Here is an 18205-nt window from a genome sequence, read left to right on the forward strand (position 1 = left end):
GCGACACCTGCGGCGCCGTCCCGGATGCCAGCCGCAATGCCAGTCGTAACGTCAGCCATGATGAGCTCCTCCCAAAGCCGCGCGCCAAACCCTATACGTTGAACTTGAAGTGCATGACGTCGCCGTCCTGGACGACGTACTCCTTGCCCTCCTGGCGAAGCTTGCCCGCGTCACGGCAGCCCTTCTCGCCGCCGAGCGCCACGTAGTCCTCGAAGCTGGCCGTCTCGGCCTTGATGAAGCCGCGCTCGAAGTCGGTGTGGATCACGCCGGCGGCTTGCGGGGCCTTCGCGCCGACGGGAACGGTCCACGCGCGCGTCTCGGTGACGCCGCTCGTGAAGTAGCTCTGGAGCCCGAGCAGGTGGTACGCCTCGCGGATGAGGCGCGCCAGGCCGCTCTCGGACAGCCCGAGCACCTCCATGTACTCGGCGGCCTCCTCCGGGTCCATCTCGGCGAGCTCGGCGATGTCGGCCTCGACCTTCGCGCAGATGGGCACGGGGACGCAGCCGTCGATCTCGGGCAGCTCGGCGTCGACGGCGTCCTCGTCGACGTTCGCGATGTAGAGCATCGGCTTCATCGTGAGCAGGTGCAGCTCGTAGATGGCCGCGGCGTCCTCCTCCGAGAGGCCGAGCGTGCGCGCGCGGTGGCCTTCGTTGAGGCCCTCGAGCGCGCGGCGCGCCACCTCGAGCTTGCGCGCGCCCGCCTTGTCGCGCTTGGCCTCCTTCTCGAGGCGCGGGACTGCCTTCTCGAGCGTGGCGATGTCGGCCAGGATGAGCTCGGTCTTGATGGTCTCCACGTCGCTTAGCGGGTCGACGCGCCCGGCCACGTGCGTGACGTCCGGGTCGCCGAAGAAGCGCACCACCTCGGCGATGGCGTCGGTTTCGCGGATGTTCGCGAGGAACTGGTTGCCGAGGCCCTCGCCCTGGCTGGCGCCCGCCACCAAGCCCGCGATGTCCACGAACTCGACGGTCGCCGGCACGATCTTGGCCGGGTTGTCGATGGCGGCCAGCGCGTCGAGGCGCGCGTCGGGCACCGGCACGATGCCGACGTTGGGCTCGATGGTGGCGAACGGGTAGTTGGCGGCCAGGCCGCCCTTGTTGGTGAGCGCGGTGAACAGCGTGGACTTGCCCACGTTGGGCAGCCCGACGATACCGATGGAGAGGGACACGAGAACTCCTTGCCGTAGGCGGCCGCCCCATGCGGCCGCTTGATTGGGAATGACGCCTATGATAGCAAAAGCGGCCTCCCCGCGCAGGGAGGCCGCTTCGTCAGGCGGGAAAAGCCCCGGGCGCAGCCGGGGAGGCCGGGCGGCCCGCAAGCCCGCAAGCTCCGCGCAGGCTGCAAGCCCGCAGGCGCCGGGGAGGCCGGACAGGCCGCAGGCGCCGCGCAACCCGCGCGCCGCGCGGGCGCGCCGCGGCGGCTACAGCGTGATGAGGCCCATCGTGTTCATCACGTAGGCCACGAGGATCACCACCACGAACACCGGCGCGATGTACTTGATCATCACGACGAACAGCTTCTCGGCGGCGAACTTGCTCGACTGCTTCACCTCGGAGATGATGACCTGCGGCTTGATGATCCAGCCCACGAAGACGCACGTGAGCAGCGCCACGATGGGCATCATGATGGTGTTGGACAGAAAGTCGAAGAAGTCGAGCAGCTGCGCGTCCTGGTACTCGCCGATGCCGAAGACCGAGTACATGAGGTCGACCGACAGCAGGTTGTTGTAGCCCATGTTCACGATGATGCCCACCACGACGACGAACACCGAGCACGTGGCGATGGCGAACGTGCGGCCGCGCTTGGCGCCGTCCTCCACGATGGAGACGAGCGTCTCGAACAGCGAGATGCAGCTCGTGAGCGCCGCGAAGAACACAAGCGCGAAGAACGCGAAGCCCACGGCGTTCGCCGCGAAGCCGAAGCCCTCGAACACCTGGGGGAGCACGCCGAACATGAGGCCCGGGCCGGCCTTGGTGGCCACGGCCTCGGCGCCGCCCTGCACGGCCACGGCCGCCGGGATGATCATGAAGCCCGCGAGGATGGCGATGCCCGTGTCGAACACCTCGATGCGGCGCACGGAGTGCTCGAGGTCCTCGTCCTTCTGGAAGTAGGAGCCGTACGTGATCATGATGCCCATGGCCAGCGACAGGCTGAAGAACATCTGCCCCATGGCCGCCACCACGAGCTCCACGCTGAACTTCGAGAAGTCGGGGATGAGGTAGTACGCCACGCCGTCAAGCGCGCCGGGCAGCGTGAGCGAGAAGGCCGAGATGCCGACGGCCATCACGATGAGGGCGATCATGAGCACCTTGTTCACGCGCTCGATGCCGCGCTTCACGCCGAGGGCGACCACGACCACCACCAAGGCGATGAACACGAGCATCCACGCGTACGTCTCGGGGTTCTGCAGGATGAAGCCGGTGAAGTAGTCCTCCCCTGCGATGACGCTGGCCGGCTCGAACAGGTAGGCCGCCATGTACTTGGTCACCCAGCCGCCGATCAGCGCGTAGTACGGCGTGATGATGAAGGGGACCGCGCTGGCGAGGATGCCGATGATCGCGTACTTCTTGCCGAAGCACTTGAACGCGCCGATGGCGCTCTGGCCCGTCCGGCGCCCGAGCGCCGTCTCGGCCATCATGAGCGCGAAGCCGAACGTCACCACCAGGATGACGTAGACCAGAAGGAACGCGCCGCCGCCGTACTTGGCGGCCAGGTACGGGAAGCGCCACATGTTCCCCAAGCCGACCGCCGAGGCGGCTGCGGCCAGGATGAACGCCCACTTGCCAGACCAGCTGGCGCGGGCCGTCTCTTTTGTAGCCATGATGTTACTCCGTTCGTCTCACGTCGGCGCAGCGCGCCAACCCCTTGCGGAGCACCGACCTCCCCACGCGTCTTGCGCGAAGGTGCGCGCGGACGAAGGTGCTCGAGATATAAAGCCACCAGATTATAGCGGCGAATGGGCTCGCGCGCGTCCAGGTTGCCAAACATTTTCGAAACGGGTCCGCAGGCGGTCGGGACGTGCGGGGCGTACGCGCGGGTGAGCGGGCAACGCAGGCAGGGGCGCGACCCACGCGCAACGTGCGCGCAAACCCCTCCAACCTATGCGCATTGCATGACGCGCCGCCGCAGCGGCGGCCGCGCGCGGTATCATGGAGACTTGCGAAAAGACAAGAGGCCCGCCTTGGGGCGGGCCCCGGCGAAGGAGCTTGCAAGCTATGTGCGGTATCTGCGGTTTCACGGGCGCGACGCCCGAAGATCTGCCCACCCTGAAGGCGATGTGCGACGTCATGGCGCATCGCGGGCCTGACGGCGAGGGCCAGTACCTCGACGACGGCATCGCGCTCGGGCACCGCCGCCTCTCGCTCATCGACCTCGAGGGCGGCAACCAGCCCATGGTGCGCGCCACCGGCGAGCACGCAAGCGCGGTGACCTCCCCCGCCCTCGCCGCCGACGGCAGCTTCATCCAGGGCGAAGCGCGCGGGATGGCGCGCGGCCGCCACGCGATCGTGTTCAACGGCGAGATCTACAACTACCGCGACCTGCGCGCCGAGCTCGAGGCGGAGGGCTGGGAGTTCGCCACCAACTCCGACACCGAGGTGCTGCTCGTGGCCTACCTCGCCTGGGGAGAGGCGGCCCTGAACCGCCTGCGCGGCATGTTCGCCTTCGCCATCTGGGACGCCGAGACGCGCGAGCTCTTCTGCGCGCGTGACTTCTTCGGCATCAAGCCGTTCTACTACACGCTGCAGCACACGAGCCGCGGCGCGCAGTTCATCTTCGGCAGCGAGATCAAGTGCATCCTGGAGCACCCCGCCTACACCCGCGCGCTCAACGAGGAGGCGCTCGAGAGCTACCTGTGCTTCCAGTTCTCGGCGCTGCCCGAGACGTTCTTCAAGGGCATCTTCAAGCTCGCGCCCGCCCACTGCCTGCGCGTGCACGCCGACGGGCGCCTCGAGACCACGCGCTACTGGCGCCCCACCTACGACTTCGACGAGGGACGCAGCCGCGAGGACACGGTGCGCGCCATCGACGACGCCATGCGCGAGAGCGTGCGCTACCACAACGTGGCCGACGTGGAGGTGGGCAGCTTCCTGTCGAGCGGCATCGACTCGAGCTACATGGCGGCGTGCCTCGCGAAGGAGAACCCCGCGATCAAGACGTTCACCGTGGGGTTCGCCGAATACGAGGGCGAGCGCAACGAGATCAGCTGGGCTGCCGAGCTGGCAGGCCAGCTCGGCATCGCGAACGCGAGCAAGCACATCGGCGAGGAGGAGTACTGGGCGAGCCTGCCCGCCGTGCAATGGCACATGGACGAGCCCTCGGCCGACCCGAGCGCCGTGGCCCTGTACTTCGTGGACCAGATCGCCTCAAAGCAGGTGAAGGCCGTGCTCTCGGGCGAGGGCGCCGACGAGTTCTTCGGCGGCTACCGCATCTACCAGGTGCCCTTCGCGAACCAGAAGGTAGCGTGGGCGCCGAAGGGGCTTTTGCGCGGCGCGTCGAAGGTGATGCGCGCGGCTCACGTCCGCGGCGCGAACTACCTCGAGCGCGCGAGCGAGACGTGCGAGGACTGGTACTACACCAACGCCAACGGCGTGGCGTTCACGCCCGAGGAGCGCGCGCGGCTGCTCAAGCGCCCCGTGAGCGGGCCCTCTCCCCAAGCGCTCACCGCGCCCGTGTACGCCGAGGCGGCCGGGCTCGACGAGACCACGCGCATGCAGTACGTCGACCTGTACTTCTGGCTCGTGGGCGACATCCTGCTCAAGACCGACAAGATGTCGATGGCCCACTCGCTCGAGAGCCGCGTGCCGTTCCTGGACAAGGAGGTGTTCAACGTCTCGCGCACCATCCCCACGCGCCTGAAAGTTGACGCCGAGCAGACCAAGCTCACGCTGCGCGAGGCCGCCGAATGCGCCATCCCCCAGGACTGGGCGCAGAAGGAGAAGCTCGGGTTCCCCGTGCCCGTGGTGAGCTGGCTGCGCGAGGAGCGCTACTACAACCTGGTGCGTGGGTGGTTCACGGGCGAGACCGCGCAGCGGTTCTTCAACGTCGACGAGCTTGTGAAGCTCCTCGACGAGCACCGGGCCGGCGCCGACCGCAGCCGCAAGATCTGGATCATCTACATGTTCCTCATGTGGCACGAGATCTACTTCGGCGAGGCGCACGTGGGCAGCGCCGAGGAGGCCGCGCAGGCTGTGCGGTAGCGAAGCGCACGCTCCCTGCTCGCCATCTCTGCGTCGCGCGCAGCGAGCTCCTCCTTCGAGAGGCCCTTCCAGGTCGGCTCGACGCCCGCGCGCTTCTCGGCCGCCTGCGCCGCCAAGCCCGGGACCACGTAGCCGATCCAGCACAGGATGGCACCCCAGAAGTTCACGCCGAGGAAATTCGCGTAGGCGCCCGTGCCGATGTTCATGAACGCAAGCGACGATGCGCTCACCGTATCCACAACGCCGAGCACCATGCCGATCCAAAACGCCAGATGAAAGCCGAGCTTCGTCGGCTTCACCACGCCATGCAGCAAGAAGATGGGGCCGAGGCCCATGATCATGGTGCCTGATATGGTGGTCGCCGTGATGATGTCGGCGCCCATGATCATGGGCAGATTACCGATGACGGCGAACGCCAGCATGAACACGATGCCGATGAGGCGCACGTTCTTGGGCTCGTATCCCAGGATGCCGGGCAAGTCACGCGCGGTGAGCTTGCCGAGCGCCGTGAACGTGGAGTCGAGCGTGGAGCCCGCGGTGGAGATCATGATGACCGCCATGGCGAAGAAGGCCATGATGCCGAGGGACTGCGACACGACGACCGGAGCGCTCGAGCCGGCGGTGGAGATGCCGTTGAGGTAGGCGTGAACGCCGATGAGAGAGAAGAGCACGATGGCCACGAAGCCGAGCAGGCCCGCCACCGTAAAGCTCTTGAGCATCTTCTTCTCCTCGCAGAGGAACCCGCGGTCGGTGAGCACGGCGTCATGGAAGCCGTAGGAGAGGCACTGCAAGCCAGCGCCGATGATGAAGTCGACACCTCCCTCGAGCGACCACACGCCGCTCGTGACGTAGTCGCCGAGCGGGTCCATGGGGACGACCATCACCAAGACGCCGATGAGCAGCACCGCGAAGAGGACCGCCTGCACCACGTCAGTGATGAGGGAGCCGCGCATGCCGCCGCGACAGCAGTAGGCCACCGTGATGAACGTGAACAAGATGGCGGCGATGACAAACGGCGCCGACCCTGACGAGCCGTAATACGCGCCCACGACCGACGTGTTCGACCACACCTCGTTGAACAGGCGCACGAGAATGGCTGCGGAGAAGCAGAACGCAGCCGCCACGCCGTAGTGCTCGGTGAGGAAGCTCACGAGGCCCGTCGCCCCGAACTTGCGGCGCAGGCGGTAGAGCGCCCAGCCCGTGAGCGGGATGCACAGCCAGTAGACCGCGTACCCGATGCCGCCGACGATGCCGAAGCTCGCGCCCATGTTCGCCGCGTTGGTGACCGACTTGGCAAAGATCCACGCGATGAAGATCGACGCCGTGATCATCCACGGGTTCGCGTCGCGGCCAGCGCGATCCTCTCCGCGAAAGAAGCCGCCGACCGACACGGTCTTCGGCGAGATGACGTACATGACAATGCCGTATACGACGAGGAATCCCCAGAAGAGGATGCCGGTAGAGCCGTCCATGCGCAATGCCCCTTCCTCTCGAAAGACAAGTATTGACTAGTGCCCTTATAAGAGTATATCTATTACTATACTATGTCTATAGTATAAATTGAAGAACAGGGCAAGAAACTCTTGAGGCCGCCGAGCGAAGACGAGGACAAGCCGCAGGGCAGCGCCTCTCTACCCTTGGACGAGCGTGCCGCCGCAGCTCGATCCGAATCCAGCCGTGCAGGCGTAGCAGTGGTTGCCAAACGCGATGGGGCGCGCAAGGGAGCGCGCCGGGTTCGCAGCGTAGTCGAACACGGTCAGAGGCGCGCCCGCCGCGTCGGTCGCCTCCAGGCCGAGCGCTTGGTTGAAGTCGCAGTCGTAGACGCGCCCGTCCCAGCCAATGGAGAGCTGGTGACGACACATCATGTTCGGGCACGTGTCGGCGTTGAAGCTGTCGATGAGCAGGTCGAGGTAGTTGTCGAACGACCCCGCGTCAATGAGGCTCGCGCCATAGCGGCCGATGGGGTTGTTCGCCACCGCAAACAAGTTGTCGAAGGAGAGGCCGAGCTCAGTGAGGCGGCGGCGGTACAACGCCTCGAGGTCGGCCTGAGCAGGCGGCAGCACGGGTTCCTGAGGGTTGAACACCACGCTGAGCACATGGTCGCCGTCACATCCGTACCCGCGCGCGTTGAGCGCACCCAGCACCTCGAGCGTGGCGTCGTAGACGCGTCTGCCGCGCTGCATGTCAGCCTGGGCGGAGAACACGTTGGGCAGCGACGCCACCACCTCGACTCCGAGCTCGGCGTACAGGTCAAGCAGCGGAGCGTAGGCGGGGTCCTGCAGGATGACGAGGTTCGAGCGCACCATGACGTGCGGAGCCGCCTTTACCGCCTCGCGCAAGAGCCATGCGATGTCAGGGTGCATCTCGGGAGCGCCGCCCGTTATGTCGATGGCGTCAACGGCGTGGTCACGCGCCACCTTGAGAGCCGCCTCCAGGACAGCACGGCCCATGGCCTCCGTGCGCGACGGACCCGACCCCACGTGGCAGTGGGCACACGCCAGGTTGCAGCGCGCCGTGACGTTGAGCTGCAGCGTGGAGGGCTCGGCGACCGTAAAGAGGCATGCTGGGTCGTCGACCATGTCCTCGAAGTAGAGGAGCTTCGCCAAGGCGCGAGCCACGTCGCGCTGCGTAGCCCGCGGCACGCCCTCGCCGCGAACATCCGCCCGCTCACGCGCTTCGCGACGCGCCGTCGGCCCCGGCGCGAACCCACCGAGCAGCGCGTCGGCCAGGCGGTCGTCCGGCCCGTCCACGATGCGGTCGCGGTACGACACGGCTGCCGGCGAAAGCTCGTCCCACAGGTTGTCGAACCAGGCGAGAAAGGCGTCGTGATCGTAGCGCACGGGCACAGCCTGCACGAAGAGCCCGTCAAGCTCGCAGCCGAACAGCGCGTCATCATGCGGCGTCTCGGCTATGCGGATCGCCAATCCGTAGCGCTGGCCCGCGAAGTTGGGCAGACCAGCCGCCCCGTTGTTGATGACGCAGCCGCGAGCGAGGGCCACGGCCGCGGGTGCGCACGTGTGCGTGGTGGCAAGCACGTCGATGCCGTTGTCGGCCATGAATCGGTCGATCTCGTCTTGGCGCATGATGTCCTGCAGCGATTCGCGCGAGCAGCCCCACCCGCCGATGAGCTTCTCGTCGCCGTGCGTGATGCCCACCTTGAAGCCCGCCACGTCAACGGCCATGACGGCAGGGCGGCCCTCAAGCGGCTCCTTGAGCTCAGGATGCGCGTCGACGGCAATCGAAAGCATCTTGTGGATACGGTTCGAGCGGCTCACCGACTCGTCGGACGTGCACTCAGGATAGGCGCAACCGCATCCCACGCCCACGTCAACCTGACGGCGCAGCTCAGCTTCCACGTTGCCCACAAGCGGCACGTAGCGCTCGATCCTCCGCTCGACGGCGGCGAAGTTCTCGGCCGTCTTGTCGAACCAATGCACGTCCCCATTGAGGACCACGAGCGTATTCTGACCCTCGGCCTCTACGAGCGCGTCGATGGCATCGAGCGCAAAGGGGTTGCCGTACAAGCCGCCTACTACGTAGAGCACCTCGCAGCGCACCTGAGGCACGCCGGCAAAGGCGTCAGATGCGATGCGGTAGTCGACAGGACATGCTCGCCCTGCATCCTTGAACAAGCGACGCTTGACCCCATGAGCTGCGCACGACGACACGCCATCCTCCTTGCATTCCCCGTGATTCGTTAAGATGAAGATTATAACTATTATTTGATTGTGTCCAGTAAAAAATGACCCTGTGAAAAAAGAAAGGGCTGACAAGGACCGCCCTCACGTCCAGCCCCCTCTCTTGTGCGAGTGCCGCGCCTCGAGGCGGTTGTCCTTCCCTAAGCGAGCTTCGAGGCGTCGACGGAGGTCAGGTGGCCGTCTTTGTCCTCGAAGAGGCACAGGCGGCCGTCATGGCTCTCGTAGAGCATGCTGAACGCCGCGGGGAGCGCCAAGCGATCGCGTGTGCCGGGGCGCCTGGCAGAGCCCTGCGACGCCGGCGCGCCCTCGGGACGCACCCTGCGCGGCCGGCTGCCCGCGCCGCCTGCCCGCGATCCGCGCGCATGTTCGCCCGCCGCCGTGCGCTCGCGCCCGCCGCCGTGCTCGCGCCCGCCGCCGTGCGAAGCCATCAGTACCTCACCTGCCAGAACACGAGGCCCTGTGCCGGCACGTTCTCGCCCGCCGCCGTGCGATCGCGCGCCGCGAGCACCTCGCGCACCCAGCCGGGATCGCGCTGCCCGCGACCCACCATCACGAGCGTGCCCACGATGGTGCGCACCATGGAGTGCAGAAACGCGTTCCCCACCACCGTGATGACGAGCACGTCCTCCCCCATCACGCGCTCGCGCGCAAACGAGATCTCGCTCACGTTGCGGCACGTGGGCTTGCCCACAGCGCTCGCCGCCATGCAGAAGCTCTTGAAGTCGTGCTCGCCGATGAGGTGCGCGGCGGCAGCTTCCATGGCCCCCACGTCGAGCGGCGCGGGGATGTGCCACGAGAAGCTGCGCATGAAGATGGGCGGCACGTCGCCCGTGCAGATGTGGTAGCGGTACTCGCGCGCGACGGCGTCGAAGCGCGCCGAGAAGCCGCGCGGGCGCTCCTCGACCGCGCGCACGACGATGCCCTCGTGCGTGAGCGCGTTCATCGAGCGACGCAGGCTGTGCAGCGTGCGGTCACGCAGCTCGGGCACGTCGACGTCGAAGCTCACCACCTGGGCGCGCGCGTGCACGCCCGCGTCGGTGCGCCCCGCGCACGTCGTGGGGACCTCGCGGCGGAACAGCAGCTCGAGCGCGTGCTCGAGCTCGCCCTGCACCGTGAGTTGCCCCGGCTGCCGCGCGAACCCGCAGAACGGCGCCCCGTCATACGCCACCGTGCACGAGAGCGTGAGGTCATGTAAGTATGTAGCATTAGCGTCCATGGTGGGTATTGTAGCGAACGGGCAGGCGAAGAAGATACCGCGCCAGGCTTCTCCGCACTTTCGGCGCGATTGGAATGATTATTCACCGAGCCCGCACAGTGACCGAACAAGCCCGCCTCCCATCAGGTGATTCACAAAATCTGCATATATCGTATCCGAGTAGCGACCTACATGACGAAAAACTCATCGTTTCGTCGCAGGGCAAAAATGAAGCATTCTCGGCCCTTGAGCCGCTCCAACTTTCAGGCGTAAACTTCACGCGTACGTTTTCGTGCATGCACAAGAAAACCTAGGAGAAAGAAGGAAACGCATGCGTAAGAAGTTTGTCGCAATCGCCTGCGCCGCCATGCTCGCGCTGGCCATGCCGGCCTTGGCGTTCGCTGCCGACCCGGCGAACGCCGGCGGTAACATTAGCGCAGAGATGAACCCCAGCGCCGCCCAGGGTACCAGCCCGGACGACAACCAAGGTCCCGACAATTACAAGCCTGAGCCGGGCGAGCATAAAACCTCTTGGTATTCCCCGAAGCTCGAAGGTGCCATAGGAGTCAGCTGGGGCTATGACGACGAAGGCAACTACTTCAATGCTAAGGTCACGGCCAAGGGCGCCGAGGACATCGAGGTCGTGAAGACCGACGAGAAGGCCTCCAACTTCGACAACACCAAGGATTACACCAAGGTGCAGTCTTTTGAGGTTACCTCCAAGGACTTCAAGGCGGGCAAGGACCTCGTCACCGTCGCTTGGGTTGCTGGCGTGGATGCCACGGGCTATACCTGCTATGCCTACGTCGAGCACGGCGACGGCAGCGCCCCCGAGTCGTTCTGTCTCCCCATCGACCCGAGTGGACGAGTCACGTTCACCATGGGCAACCTGTCCACTATCACGTTCGGCCTGACTGCCGAGACGTTCGACCAGGCTGCTGCTGACAAGTACAATGCGGCGCACAACTACGGCGGCGACGTGGCTCCTCAGGTTGCCAAGGCTGTCGCTACCGACAACAAAGCAGAATCCCCGAAGACGGGCGATGCGCTCTAAGAGCCGACCTTTCCTCATCGGAGATCAGCTGAAAGAGAGGCTTGCGCGAGCGGGCCTCTCTTTTACGTACTGGTTTCTTGCCGCCTGAGCGACGAAGCCGCCTTGCCCTGAGCTTCGTCACCCCCCCCTCAAGCAGCAAGAAGGCAGTATGCCTTGAACTGCAAAGGAGACTCATCATGACCATATCGCCCCTTTCCCCCGCAACACCGAAAAAGTATGTTGCGCACCTCGCGGCCGTCCTCGCCCTCACGGCAACGCTCGCCCTCTGCCTGGCGGGATGCTCCCCCGCCAGCGTCCAAGGCCCGAGCATCGACTCGCTCGATGCCAACGACCTGCCCGCTCTCCCCTCCGACAAGAACCCCATCGACTTCGCCGCCTTGCAGGAAGAGAACTCCGACGTGTGCGCATGGATCTACATCCCCGGCACCGAGGTCAACCTGCCCGTGTTGCAGAACCGCATCGCCGACAACTACTACCTCGTCCACGATGTCCACGGCAACGAGTCAGAGCTCGGCGCCATCTACTCGCAGTCGATCAACAGCACTGACTTCACCGATCCGGTCACCGTCCTCTACGGGCACACGTTCGAGGTAAACCAATCATGGCGCGACAAGATGTTCGGAACGCTGCACAACTTCGAGGACGCTGAGTTCTTCGACAGCCATCCGAACTTCTACATCTACACGCCCACGCAGATCCTCACCTACGAGATCGCGTCCGCCTACGAGTACGACAACCGCCACATCATGAACTCGTTCGACTTCAGCGACCCCGCCGTCGTCCAGGAATACTACGACTATGTGGTCAACCCCGACTCGATGGTGAAGAACGTACGCGAGGGCGAGCAACTCGTCGCAGGCGAGGACTCCATCATCCAACTGAGCACCTGCACGCGCCCCGCCAACGACGCGGCGCGCTACCTCGTCACGGGAGTCTTGGTCAATGAGCAGTCAACCGAGTAGCCCTGACGATAAGGCGTCGTGCGCGCGACATGTAGGGCCCGCTGTCAAGCAACCGCTGTCCCAATTCAGCGCGCAGCGCACAACGCAACACACACGTAAGATCAAACGTGCGGCACGCGTAGTCGGCATTGTCGTCATCCTCATTATCGCCGTCGTCAGCACAACAGCAGCGTGCCTTGTCAACGCCGGGAAGAGCAGCCTCCTCCAAGGGGTCGCGAACGTCAAGACGAGCGAAAGGACCGTCTCGCAAAACTCCGGCAAGACCGTCACCCACAATGGACAGACGTATCAGCTCAACGAGAACGTCACCTCCATCTGCATCATCGGAAACGACCAGGAGAGCACTACGCCTGCCGAGGGATACAACGGGCAAGCTGACGTCATCATGGTAATAGCGCTCGACACCGAGACGGGCAAAGCCACGGGCATCTCCATCCCCCGCGACTCGATGGTCGAGGTCAATCGCAACTATTCCGACACCAAGGAGTTCCATGACACGAGCCGCATGCAGATCTGTCTCGCCTATGCATATGGCGCAACCGACGAGGAGAGCAGCGAGCTCGTGTGCACGGCCGTCTCGCGCGTCCTCTACAACATCCCGCTCACCTACTACTACACCATGAGCATGTCAGGCATCGCATCGCTCGCTGACGCTGTCGGCGGCGTCACCGTGGAGGCACTGCAAACCATCCCCGACACGAGCATTCATGAGGGAGAAACGGTGACGCTCCGCGGAAGCGAGGCGCTAGACTACGTTTGGTGGCGCGACGAGAGCAGGTACGGTACAGCGCTCGACCGCCAGGCGCGCCAGCAGCAATTCGTAACGGCATTGGCGTCGCAGGCCCTCACAACGGCGAAGAGCGACCCCGCCGCGCTCGTCAACCTCTTCAACGCCATGTCTGAATACTCCACCACCAACCTCGGCACCGCGGAGTTCAGCTACCTCGCCTCGATCGTCGCCGGAAGCGGCATAGAATCCTTGAGTCTCACGGATCTGAAGGGCGAACCCGTCCACAACGAGGAAAGCTTCTGGGAGCAGTTCATCCTTGACAAGGACGCCGTCTACCAGACTGTCCTCGACGTGTACTACACGCCCGTCGGAGAGCCTCACGAGAGCGAGAAACTATGAGCGACGAAACCATGAGATTGCCTGGAGACGCGCAGGAAGACGTCGCACCTCAAGAAGAGCATCGCTACACGTCCCAGGAGTCGCTCAGAGCGGGCAAACGAAAGCGCATCGTGATCGGCGTCATCCTCGCTGCCATCGCTGTCATCGCCCTTGCCGCCATCGCCTTCGCCTCCTTCCTCAACGCCGGCAAGGGCAGCCTCGTCAAGGCTGACACCGGTGACGCGAAGACCGTGGAGCACCAGGGCGTCACCTACCGCCTGAAAGACAACATGGCGTCCATATGCGTCATCGGAAGCGACTTTGAGAACGGAGGCGAGCACCTCGACGGCTTCAACGGGCAGGCTGACGCCACCATGGTGGTGGCGCTCGACACCGAGACCGGTGAGGCCGCCTGCATCGCCATCCCGCGCAACAGCATGGTTGACGTCAACCTGCAGCACGGCGGGGACTTTCGCGGCACTAAGCGCATGCAGATCTGCCTTGCCTACGCCCTCGGAGAGGATGATGAGGAGGGCGGCGAGCTCATGTGCACCACCGTCTCGCGCCTGCTCTACAACATCCCCATCGAGCACTACTACACGATCAGCATCTCGGGGTTCGACGCGCTCACCGACGCCATAGGCGGCGTGGAGGTAGAGGCACTCGAGGACATCCCCTACACCGACATCAAGAAGGGTGACGTGGTGACGCTGCACGGCGCCGATGGCGGCGAGCAAATCGTGTTCGACAGCGAGGACGTCAACTGGACAGGCGGCACCGCAGCCTGGTACGTGCGCTATCGCGACATGCACGAGATGAACTCTCCGCTTGCCCGGCAGGCACGTGAGCAGCAGTTCGTGCGGGCGTTCGCCAGCCAGGCACTCGAGGCCGCCAAGAGCAATCCCTCCGTGATCACCGACTTGTACAACACCGCCGCCGAATACTCAACCACGAACCTCGAGGCGTCGGAATTCGCCTACCTAGCATCGGTGCTCACCGAGCACGGCATCGGCACCATCAACCTCATCACCCTTGAGGGCGAGATGACTTTCAATGACGAGAGCGAGTGGGAGCAGTACATCATCGACCGCGACGCGCTCTACCAGACTGTCCTCGATGTGTACTACGAGCCGGTCGAATAGCAGAAAGCAGAGGCGCCGACGCGGCTCCGTCGGCGCCTCCTTTCATCAACTGACAGACAACGGGGCTTCTTTGGTTCGTTGCGCACTTCGTCAGACGGGCTTCGAGAACCTAAAATGGGATCAGGGAAGCATCCGCGTGAGGTCACGCGCGCCGTAGATCAAGCGGCGAACCTCCATCACGTCGTCAAACACCACGTAGAACACCATGTAGCTGCCCACCTCGAACCAATAGTACGGCAGAGGTCGCTCCCGGGTCGTCTTGTAGACGAGGGCGATCGTCGGGTTCTCCAGATGAGCGAGGATGCCCGCCTCAACTGCGTCGACGAAGCGCTCGGCCGCCTCAGGCGCCCGCAGAACATACTTGAGGTACGAAACCGCCGCGTTGAGGTCGTCCCAGAACAGCGGCAGGTACTGCAGCCTATAGCGCTGCGGCGCGGCGCTCATCGCAAAGCCCCTCCCTGATCGAGCTGAAGACCTCTTCGTGCGTGTAGCGCAAATTCGTCGTAGCAGCCTGGAGATCAGAGGCGTCGAGCGCCGACTCCACGGTGCCGTTTATATGCTCGAACTGCTCGATGCTCATGACGACCATCGAGCCGTATCCGTTCTTCGTCAGAAAGACCGGGCCGCTCTCGACAACGTCTCGCTCGACGTCAGGGTAATGGTTTCGCAAGTCAGATACCGGCCGTATGTTCATCGCTTCGCCCCTTGCTCGAATTTACCAGATGTTATCCGAATTTTATCACGATCGGCTTCGAATGTCCTAAACGGCGGAAACAGAGCCTGTTGTCCATTTGGCAGGGTGGTTGTAAATGCACTCGCGCGAATGTCGCTACTCCTCAGCTTCTTCAACCTGCGCGCCGTCGACGATGCCGCGCATGGTCTTCACGCGCAAAGCCGCGGCGCGCGCTTCCTCGAGCTTGCCCTTGTCGCGCGCTTCCTGCAGAAACGTGTCGGGGTCCTCAACGCTCAGATACGCCGTCAGATCCTCGTCAGCCACCGCGTCCCCGCTCTCCCTCGCGATGAGGTCAAGCGCAGCGCTCAGCTTGATCTGGAACTTCACATCCTCGACGAGCTTCGCCTCGAACTGCGACTCCGACAGGTCCTCCTGCTGCATGTACTCCTGCTTGCTCAGGCCCGCCGACGCGAGGCGCGCGGCATAGCTGCCGCGCGACGCCTTGGCGTACGCCGCCAGGACGCCTGCGGGAACCTCGCCCTCCAGCCGCTCCACCAACGCGTCGGCACAGCGGCTGAACTTGAGGTTGCCCACGTTGCAGGCGTGCTCCCGGGCCAAATCCGCCTTGATGGCCTCGCGCAGCTCGGCGATCGAGCTCAAGTCGGGAAAATGCGCCTTCACCCAGTTGTCGTCGAGGTCGGAGATGGCATGGATGCCCGACCCCTTCTCAGCCCGCGCGACATAGCCGAACAGCTGCGCGTCAACGTCCTCCTCGCCGAACGCGGGAGCAGGCGGCAAGGTGATGGAGACCGGGCTCATCTCCTCCAGAGAGAACCAGCTCAAGTCAATCTGCGGTAGCTTCTCGTTTTCTGACATACGTCCTCCTTGGTTCAAGGGATTCCCCTCTTGCGGTTGCGGCAACGAGCCGCACTGACGTAACGCCGCGTTGCGGCGCTGACATGATCACCGAGGACCGTGCGTTCCTTTGCTACTTCTGCTTATCGAGGAACGCGTCGATCAAGGTGAGCATTTCCTGAACCGAATGCACGCCAAGCTTGTGGTAGATGTTCGCAATGTGCGTCTTGGCGGTGTGGATGGATATCACGAGCTCCTTTTGGACGTACTCGGCGTTGCGCCCCTTGGCGATGAGGAAGAAGATCTCCTGCTCACGAGGCGACAGGCGGTACAGATCGGCGATCTCCTGACACGCGGTGCGCCACGGGCGCCGCTCGTCGCGCGACACGTTCGACCGCGAGCGCTTCGGCGCAGACGCCGCAGACGCAGCCTGCTTGCCAGAAGAGCCCTTCGCACCTGGCGTCGTCTTGCGCTCGCCAGGCGCCTCAGCAGGATCGCCCGCACCCGCCACAGACGACGCGCCCGCCGCAGCCGATGCGTCCGCAGGCACCCTTTCGCTCGCAGGCGCCCTTGCGCCCGCCGCGGGCACCAAGGCAGCGGGATCGCCCGCGCCGCGCTTCCCCTTCGCTTCGCCTGGCTTGCTCGCCTCCGCGCCGCCGATCAGCGACGTGGAGAGCGCCGACCTGATGACGCACGAGCCGGAAGCCGAGCACGTGCTGCACAACAGGTCCAGCGCATCCTCGCTCAGCGGCTCGCCCGCAGAAGACCCCGACAAGCCAGAGGCCGGCGCGGTCTGCGCGACCAAGTCGGCGTAGCCGTCCTGGTTGAACGACGGGACGAGCGCCGTCGCCACCAAGAGGATGATGGCCATGCCGCACACGAAGAGCAGCGCCAGGCCGAAGCTGCCTCCCGGCATGGCGGACACGACGAAGTAACCCGCGCACAGGCCCAAGCCCAGGCTCAGGTACACCGACACGCGGCCGCTGTCGATGAACAGCCCGAACCCCGTCTCAAAGCGCCTCACCAGGCTGATCCCCTGGATGAGCCCGCCGAAGTCGAAAAGGTTGAATCCGGCGAGGATGGCGATCTCGGCTATGATGAGAATCCCTCCCGCGGTGACTGCCGACACCTCGTCGCTCACCACGCCCACGAGGGCGAGCCCCACGACGCCGAATACGAAGAACATCAGCGCGAACCGGTGCATCATGTCGATGTCGGCATGCGTGCACGGGCGCTCGGGAACTAAGATGACGATGATGCCGGCCACGATGATGCCGACGAACACCACCGCGTTGCTCGCCATGAGCAGCATCATGCCGTTGGCGGCAAACCCGCCTTGAACCAGCCCGAATACGAAGGCGAAGACGACCGTGGGAACGATGCGCTTGAGCGTGAACCGCTGCGTGGTCTTCTCGTGCAGGTTCCACCGGGCACGCGGCTTCGTCGCCGCCTCGCTCGAAGCCTGCTCCCGCAGCTGCTTGAACTTGCCGCGATGCGCGGCGAAGGAAAGCGACGCCACCAGGGGAAGGCACGCGGCCACCACCATGTTGGCCGGAGGCACCAGGCTGCCCACTAAAAGCGCGACGAGGCCGCCGCCGATCATGTCAAGCGCAAGCGTGCGGAAGGGATGCAAGATGGCGAGCCGCGCGAAGTAGTGCAGCCACACGAACATGAGGAGCGCCTCGCTCACGCCGAGGCAGACGACGGTCGCCATGCGCACCGGAAGGCTGGTGTCCAGAAGCGTGCCCGAGAGCGCCGTCGCAAGGCACGCGAGCACCGTCACGAACGCGATGAGCTTCGGGGAGGTGAAGAACCCCCGCGCGTTGGTAGCCCGCCGATCGACGAGCGCCAGCAGCCCGAACGAAGCGGCGAGCGTGAAGTAGAGCACCATCTGCCGCCCGAAGAACGCGTCTTGCACCAGCTCAGGCGCGCTTATGAGCAAAGGGGAGAACAGCACGATGTAATGCCAGCCCAGAAGGGCCTTAAACCCCAGCTGCTTCAGCACGCGGACAGTCGACGTGCTCAAGGCAAGGCTCAAGAAGCTATCCGAAGTAGTCGTCAGCAAAGCAAGCATCCCCCTGTATGCACTCCCCCACGTAGACACGTGGTTGTTGAAGCGTAGCAGTTACTTCGCGGTCAAACCTACAGCTTGAAGTACTAAATGGCATCCGATTCATACCTCAAACTCTACGCGGAACCAGCCACAGCATGCTACTTTCACCAACAGGATGCTGCTTTCGGCAAGCGCGGTATGAGGAGGAATTATGGCGGGCGGATGCTGGGTGTGCAACCCCTTTTGCGGAAGATGCCAACCTGCACCCAA

The 18205-nt window shown here is 64.5% G+C and carries 15 protein-coding genes; 5 read left to right on the forward strand and 10 right to left on the reverse strand.

What is annotated here, in order from left to right; all coding sequences use genetic code 11:
• Positions 1 to 91: 91 nt before the first annotated feature.
• On the reverse strand, positions 92 to 1165 hold the full coding sequence (gene ychF, locus G7Y50_RS05610; RefSeq protein ID WP_165055299.1) for a redox-regulated ATPase YchF: 1074 nt from the start codon (positions 1163 to 1165) through the stop codon (positions 92 to 94).
• 252 nt (positions 1166 to 1417) lie between these two features.
• Positions 1418 to 2818 carry a sodium-dependent transporter gene (locus tag G7Y50_RS05615; protein WP_165055297.1) on the reverse strand — a complete coding sequence of 467 codons (1401 nt, stop codon included), beginning with the start codon at positions 2816 to 2818 and terminating at the stop codon, positions 1418 to 1420.
• Positions 2819 to 3212: 394 nt separating this feature from the next.
• On the opposite strand from G7Y50_RS05615, the gene asnB reads away from it, so the two are divergent.
• Complete coding sequence (gene asnB, locus G7Y50_RS05620; protein WP_165055295.1) at positions 3213 to 5195, forward strand: asparagine synthase (glutamine-hydrolyzing); 1983 nt, start codon at positions 3213 to 3215, stop codon at positions 5193 to 5195.
• On the opposite strand, the gene G7Y50_RS05625 is transcribed toward asnB, so the two are convergent.
• The 4 genes from G7Y50_RS05625 to truA form a co-directional block, all read right to left on the reverse strand.
• Positions 5138 to 6667: a sodium:solute symporter gene (locus G7Y50_RS05625; protein WP_165055293.1), complete on the reverse strand. Its 1530-nt coding sequence runs from the start codon at positions 6665 to 6667 to the stop codon at positions 5138 to 5140. The genes asnB and G7Y50_RS05625 overlap by 58 nt on opposite strands.
• A 159-nt stretch (positions 6668 to 6826) precedes the next feature.
• A complete protein-coding gene (arsS, locus tag G7Y50_RS05630) occupies positions 6827 to 8863 on the reverse strand; it encodes an arsenosugar biosynthesis radical SAM (seleno)protein ArsS (RefSeq protein ID WP_165055290.1) in 2037 nt (678 codons plus the stop codon).
• Positions 8864 to 9033: 170 nt separating this feature from the next.
• Positions 9034 to 9321 (reverse strand): hypothetical protein, encoded by a 288-nt coding sequence (locus G7Y50_RS05635; protein ID WP_165055227.1) that lies wholly within the window; start codon positions 9319 to 9321, stop codon positions 9034 to 9036.
• The gene (truA, locus tag G7Y50_RS05640) at positions 9321 to 10109 is read right to left on the reverse strand and encodes a tRNA pseudouridine(38-40) synthase TruA (RefSeq protein ID WP_165055288.1); all 789 of its coding nucleotides are present in this window, start codon (positions 10107 to 10109) and stop codon (positions 9321 to 9323) included. Before truA ends, G7Y50_RS05635 begins: the two co-directional genes overlap by 1 nt.
• A gap of 310 nt (positions 10110 to 10419) precedes the next feature.
• Between truA and G7Y50_RS05645 the strand changes: the two genes are divergently transcribed.
• From G7Y50_RS05645 to G7Y50_RS05660, 4 genes are all read left to right on the forward strand, one after another.
• Positions 10420 to 11142, forward strand: a complete 723-nt coding sequence (locus G7Y50_RS05645; RefSeq protein WP_165055286.1) for a hypothetical protein — start codon at positions 10420 to 10422, stop codon at positions 11140 to 11142.
• Between the two features lie 176 nt (positions 11143 to 11318).
• Positions 11319 to 12104 (forward strand): class B sortase, encoded by a 786-nt coding sequence (locus G7Y50_RS05650; RefSeq protein ID WP_165055284.1) that lies wholly within the window; start codon positions 11319 to 11321, stop codon positions 12102 to 12104.
• On the forward strand, positions 12085 to 13233 hold the full coding sequence (locus tag G7Y50_RS05655; protein ID WP_165055282.1) for an LCP family protein: 1149 nt from the start codon (positions 12085 to 12087) through the stop codon (positions 13231 to 13233). Before G7Y50_RS05650 ends, G7Y50_RS05655 begins: the two co-directional genes overlap by 20 nt.
• Before the next feature lie 11 nt (positions 13234 to 13244).
• On the forward strand, positions 13245 to 14354 hold the full coding sequence (locus tag G7Y50_RS05660; protein ID WP_165055278.1) for an LCP family protein: 1110 nt from the start codon (positions 13245 to 13247) through the stop codon (positions 14352 to 14354).
• A 120-nt stretch (positions 14355 to 14474) separates the two neighbouring features.
• On the opposite strand, the gene G7Y50_RS05665 is transcribed toward G7Y50_RS05660, so the two are convergent.
• From G7Y50_RS05665 to G7Y50_RS05680, 4 genes are all read right to left on the reverse strand, one after another.
• Positions 14475 to 14798, reverse strand: a complete 324-nt coding sequence (locus G7Y50_RS05665) for a type II toxin-antitoxin system RelE/ParE family toxin (RefSeq protein WP_165055276.1) — start codon at positions 14796 to 14798, stop codon at positions 14475 to 14477.
• A complete protein-coding gene (locus G7Y50_RS05670) occupies positions 14773 to 15048 on the reverse strand; it encodes a type II toxin-antitoxin system Phd/YefM family antitoxin (protein ID WP_165055274.1) in 276 nt (91 codons plus the stop codon). Before G7Y50_RS05670 ends, G7Y50_RS05665 begins: the two co-directional genes overlap by 26 nt.
• 135 nt (positions 15049 to 15183) lie before the next feature.
• Positions 15184 to 15903 (reverse strand): hypothetical protein, encoded by a 720-nt coding sequence (locus G7Y50_RS05675; RefSeq protein WP_165055272.1) that lies wholly within the window; start codon positions 15901 to 15903, stop codon positions 15184 to 15186.
• Positions 15904 to 16015: 112 nt separating this feature from the next.
• Complete coding sequence (locus G7Y50_RS05680; RefSeq protein ID WP_165056966.1) at positions 16016 to 17947, reverse strand: response regulator transcription factor; 1932 nt, start codon at positions 17945 to 17947, stop codon at positions 16016 to 16018.
• Between the last annotated feature and the right edge of the window lie 258 nt (positions 17948 to 18205).

It is taken from the genome of Adlercreutzia sp. ZJ176 (assembly GCF_011038975.1).
Classification (GTDB): Bacteria; Actinomycetota; Coriobacteriia; order Coriobacteriales; family Eggerthellaceae; genus CAAEEV01.

Coding starts and splice junctions, on each gene's coding strand:
- G7Y50_RS05615 (WP_165055297.1), bottom strand. CDS start 2,818: ATGGCTACAAAAGAGACGGCCCGCGCCAGCTGGTCTGGCAAGTGGGCG.
- asnB (WP_165055295.1), top strand. CDS start 3,213: ATGTGCGGTATCTGCGGTTTCACGGGCGCGACGCCCGAAGATCTGCCC.
- G7Y50_RS05625 (WP_165055293.1), bottom strand. CDS start 6,667: ATGGACGGCTCTACCGGCATCCTCTTCTGGGGATTCCTCGTCGTATAC.
- G7Y50_RS05635 (WP_165055227.1), bottom strand. CDS start 9,321: ATGGCTTCGCACGGCGGCGGGCGCGAGCACGGCGGCGGGCGCGAGCGC.
- truA (WP_165055288.1), bottom strand. CDS start 10,109: ATGGACGCTAATGCTACATACTTACATGACCTCACGCTCTCGTGCACG.
- G7Y50_RS05645 (WP_165055286.1), top strand. CDS start 10,420: ATGCGTAAGAAGTTTGTCGCAATCGCCTGCGCCGCCATGCTCGCGCTG.
- G7Y50_RS05650 (WP_165055284.1), top strand. CDS start 11,319: ATGACCATATCGCCCCTTTCCCCCGCAACACCGAAAAAGTATGTTGCG.
- G7Y50_RS05655 (WP_165055282.1), top strand. CDS start 12,085: ATGAGCAGTCAACCGAGTAGCCCTGACGATAAGGCGTCGTGCGCGCGA.
- G7Y50_RS05660 (WP_165055278.1), top strand. CDS start 13,245: ATGAGATTGCCTGGAGACGCGCAGGAAGACGTCGCACCTCAAGAAGAG.
- G7Y50_RS05665 (WP_165055276.1), bottom strand. CDS start 14,798: ATGAGCGCCGCGCCGCAGCGCTATAGGCTGCAGTACCTGCCGCTGTTC.
- G7Y50_RS05670 (WP_165055274.1), bottom strand. CDS start 15,048: ATGAACATACGGCCGGTATCTGACTTGCGAAACCATTACCCTGACGTC.
- G7Y50_RS05675 (WP_165055272.1), bottom strand. CDS start 15,903: ATGTCAGAAAACGAGAAGCTACCGCAGATTGACTTGAGCTGGTTCTCT.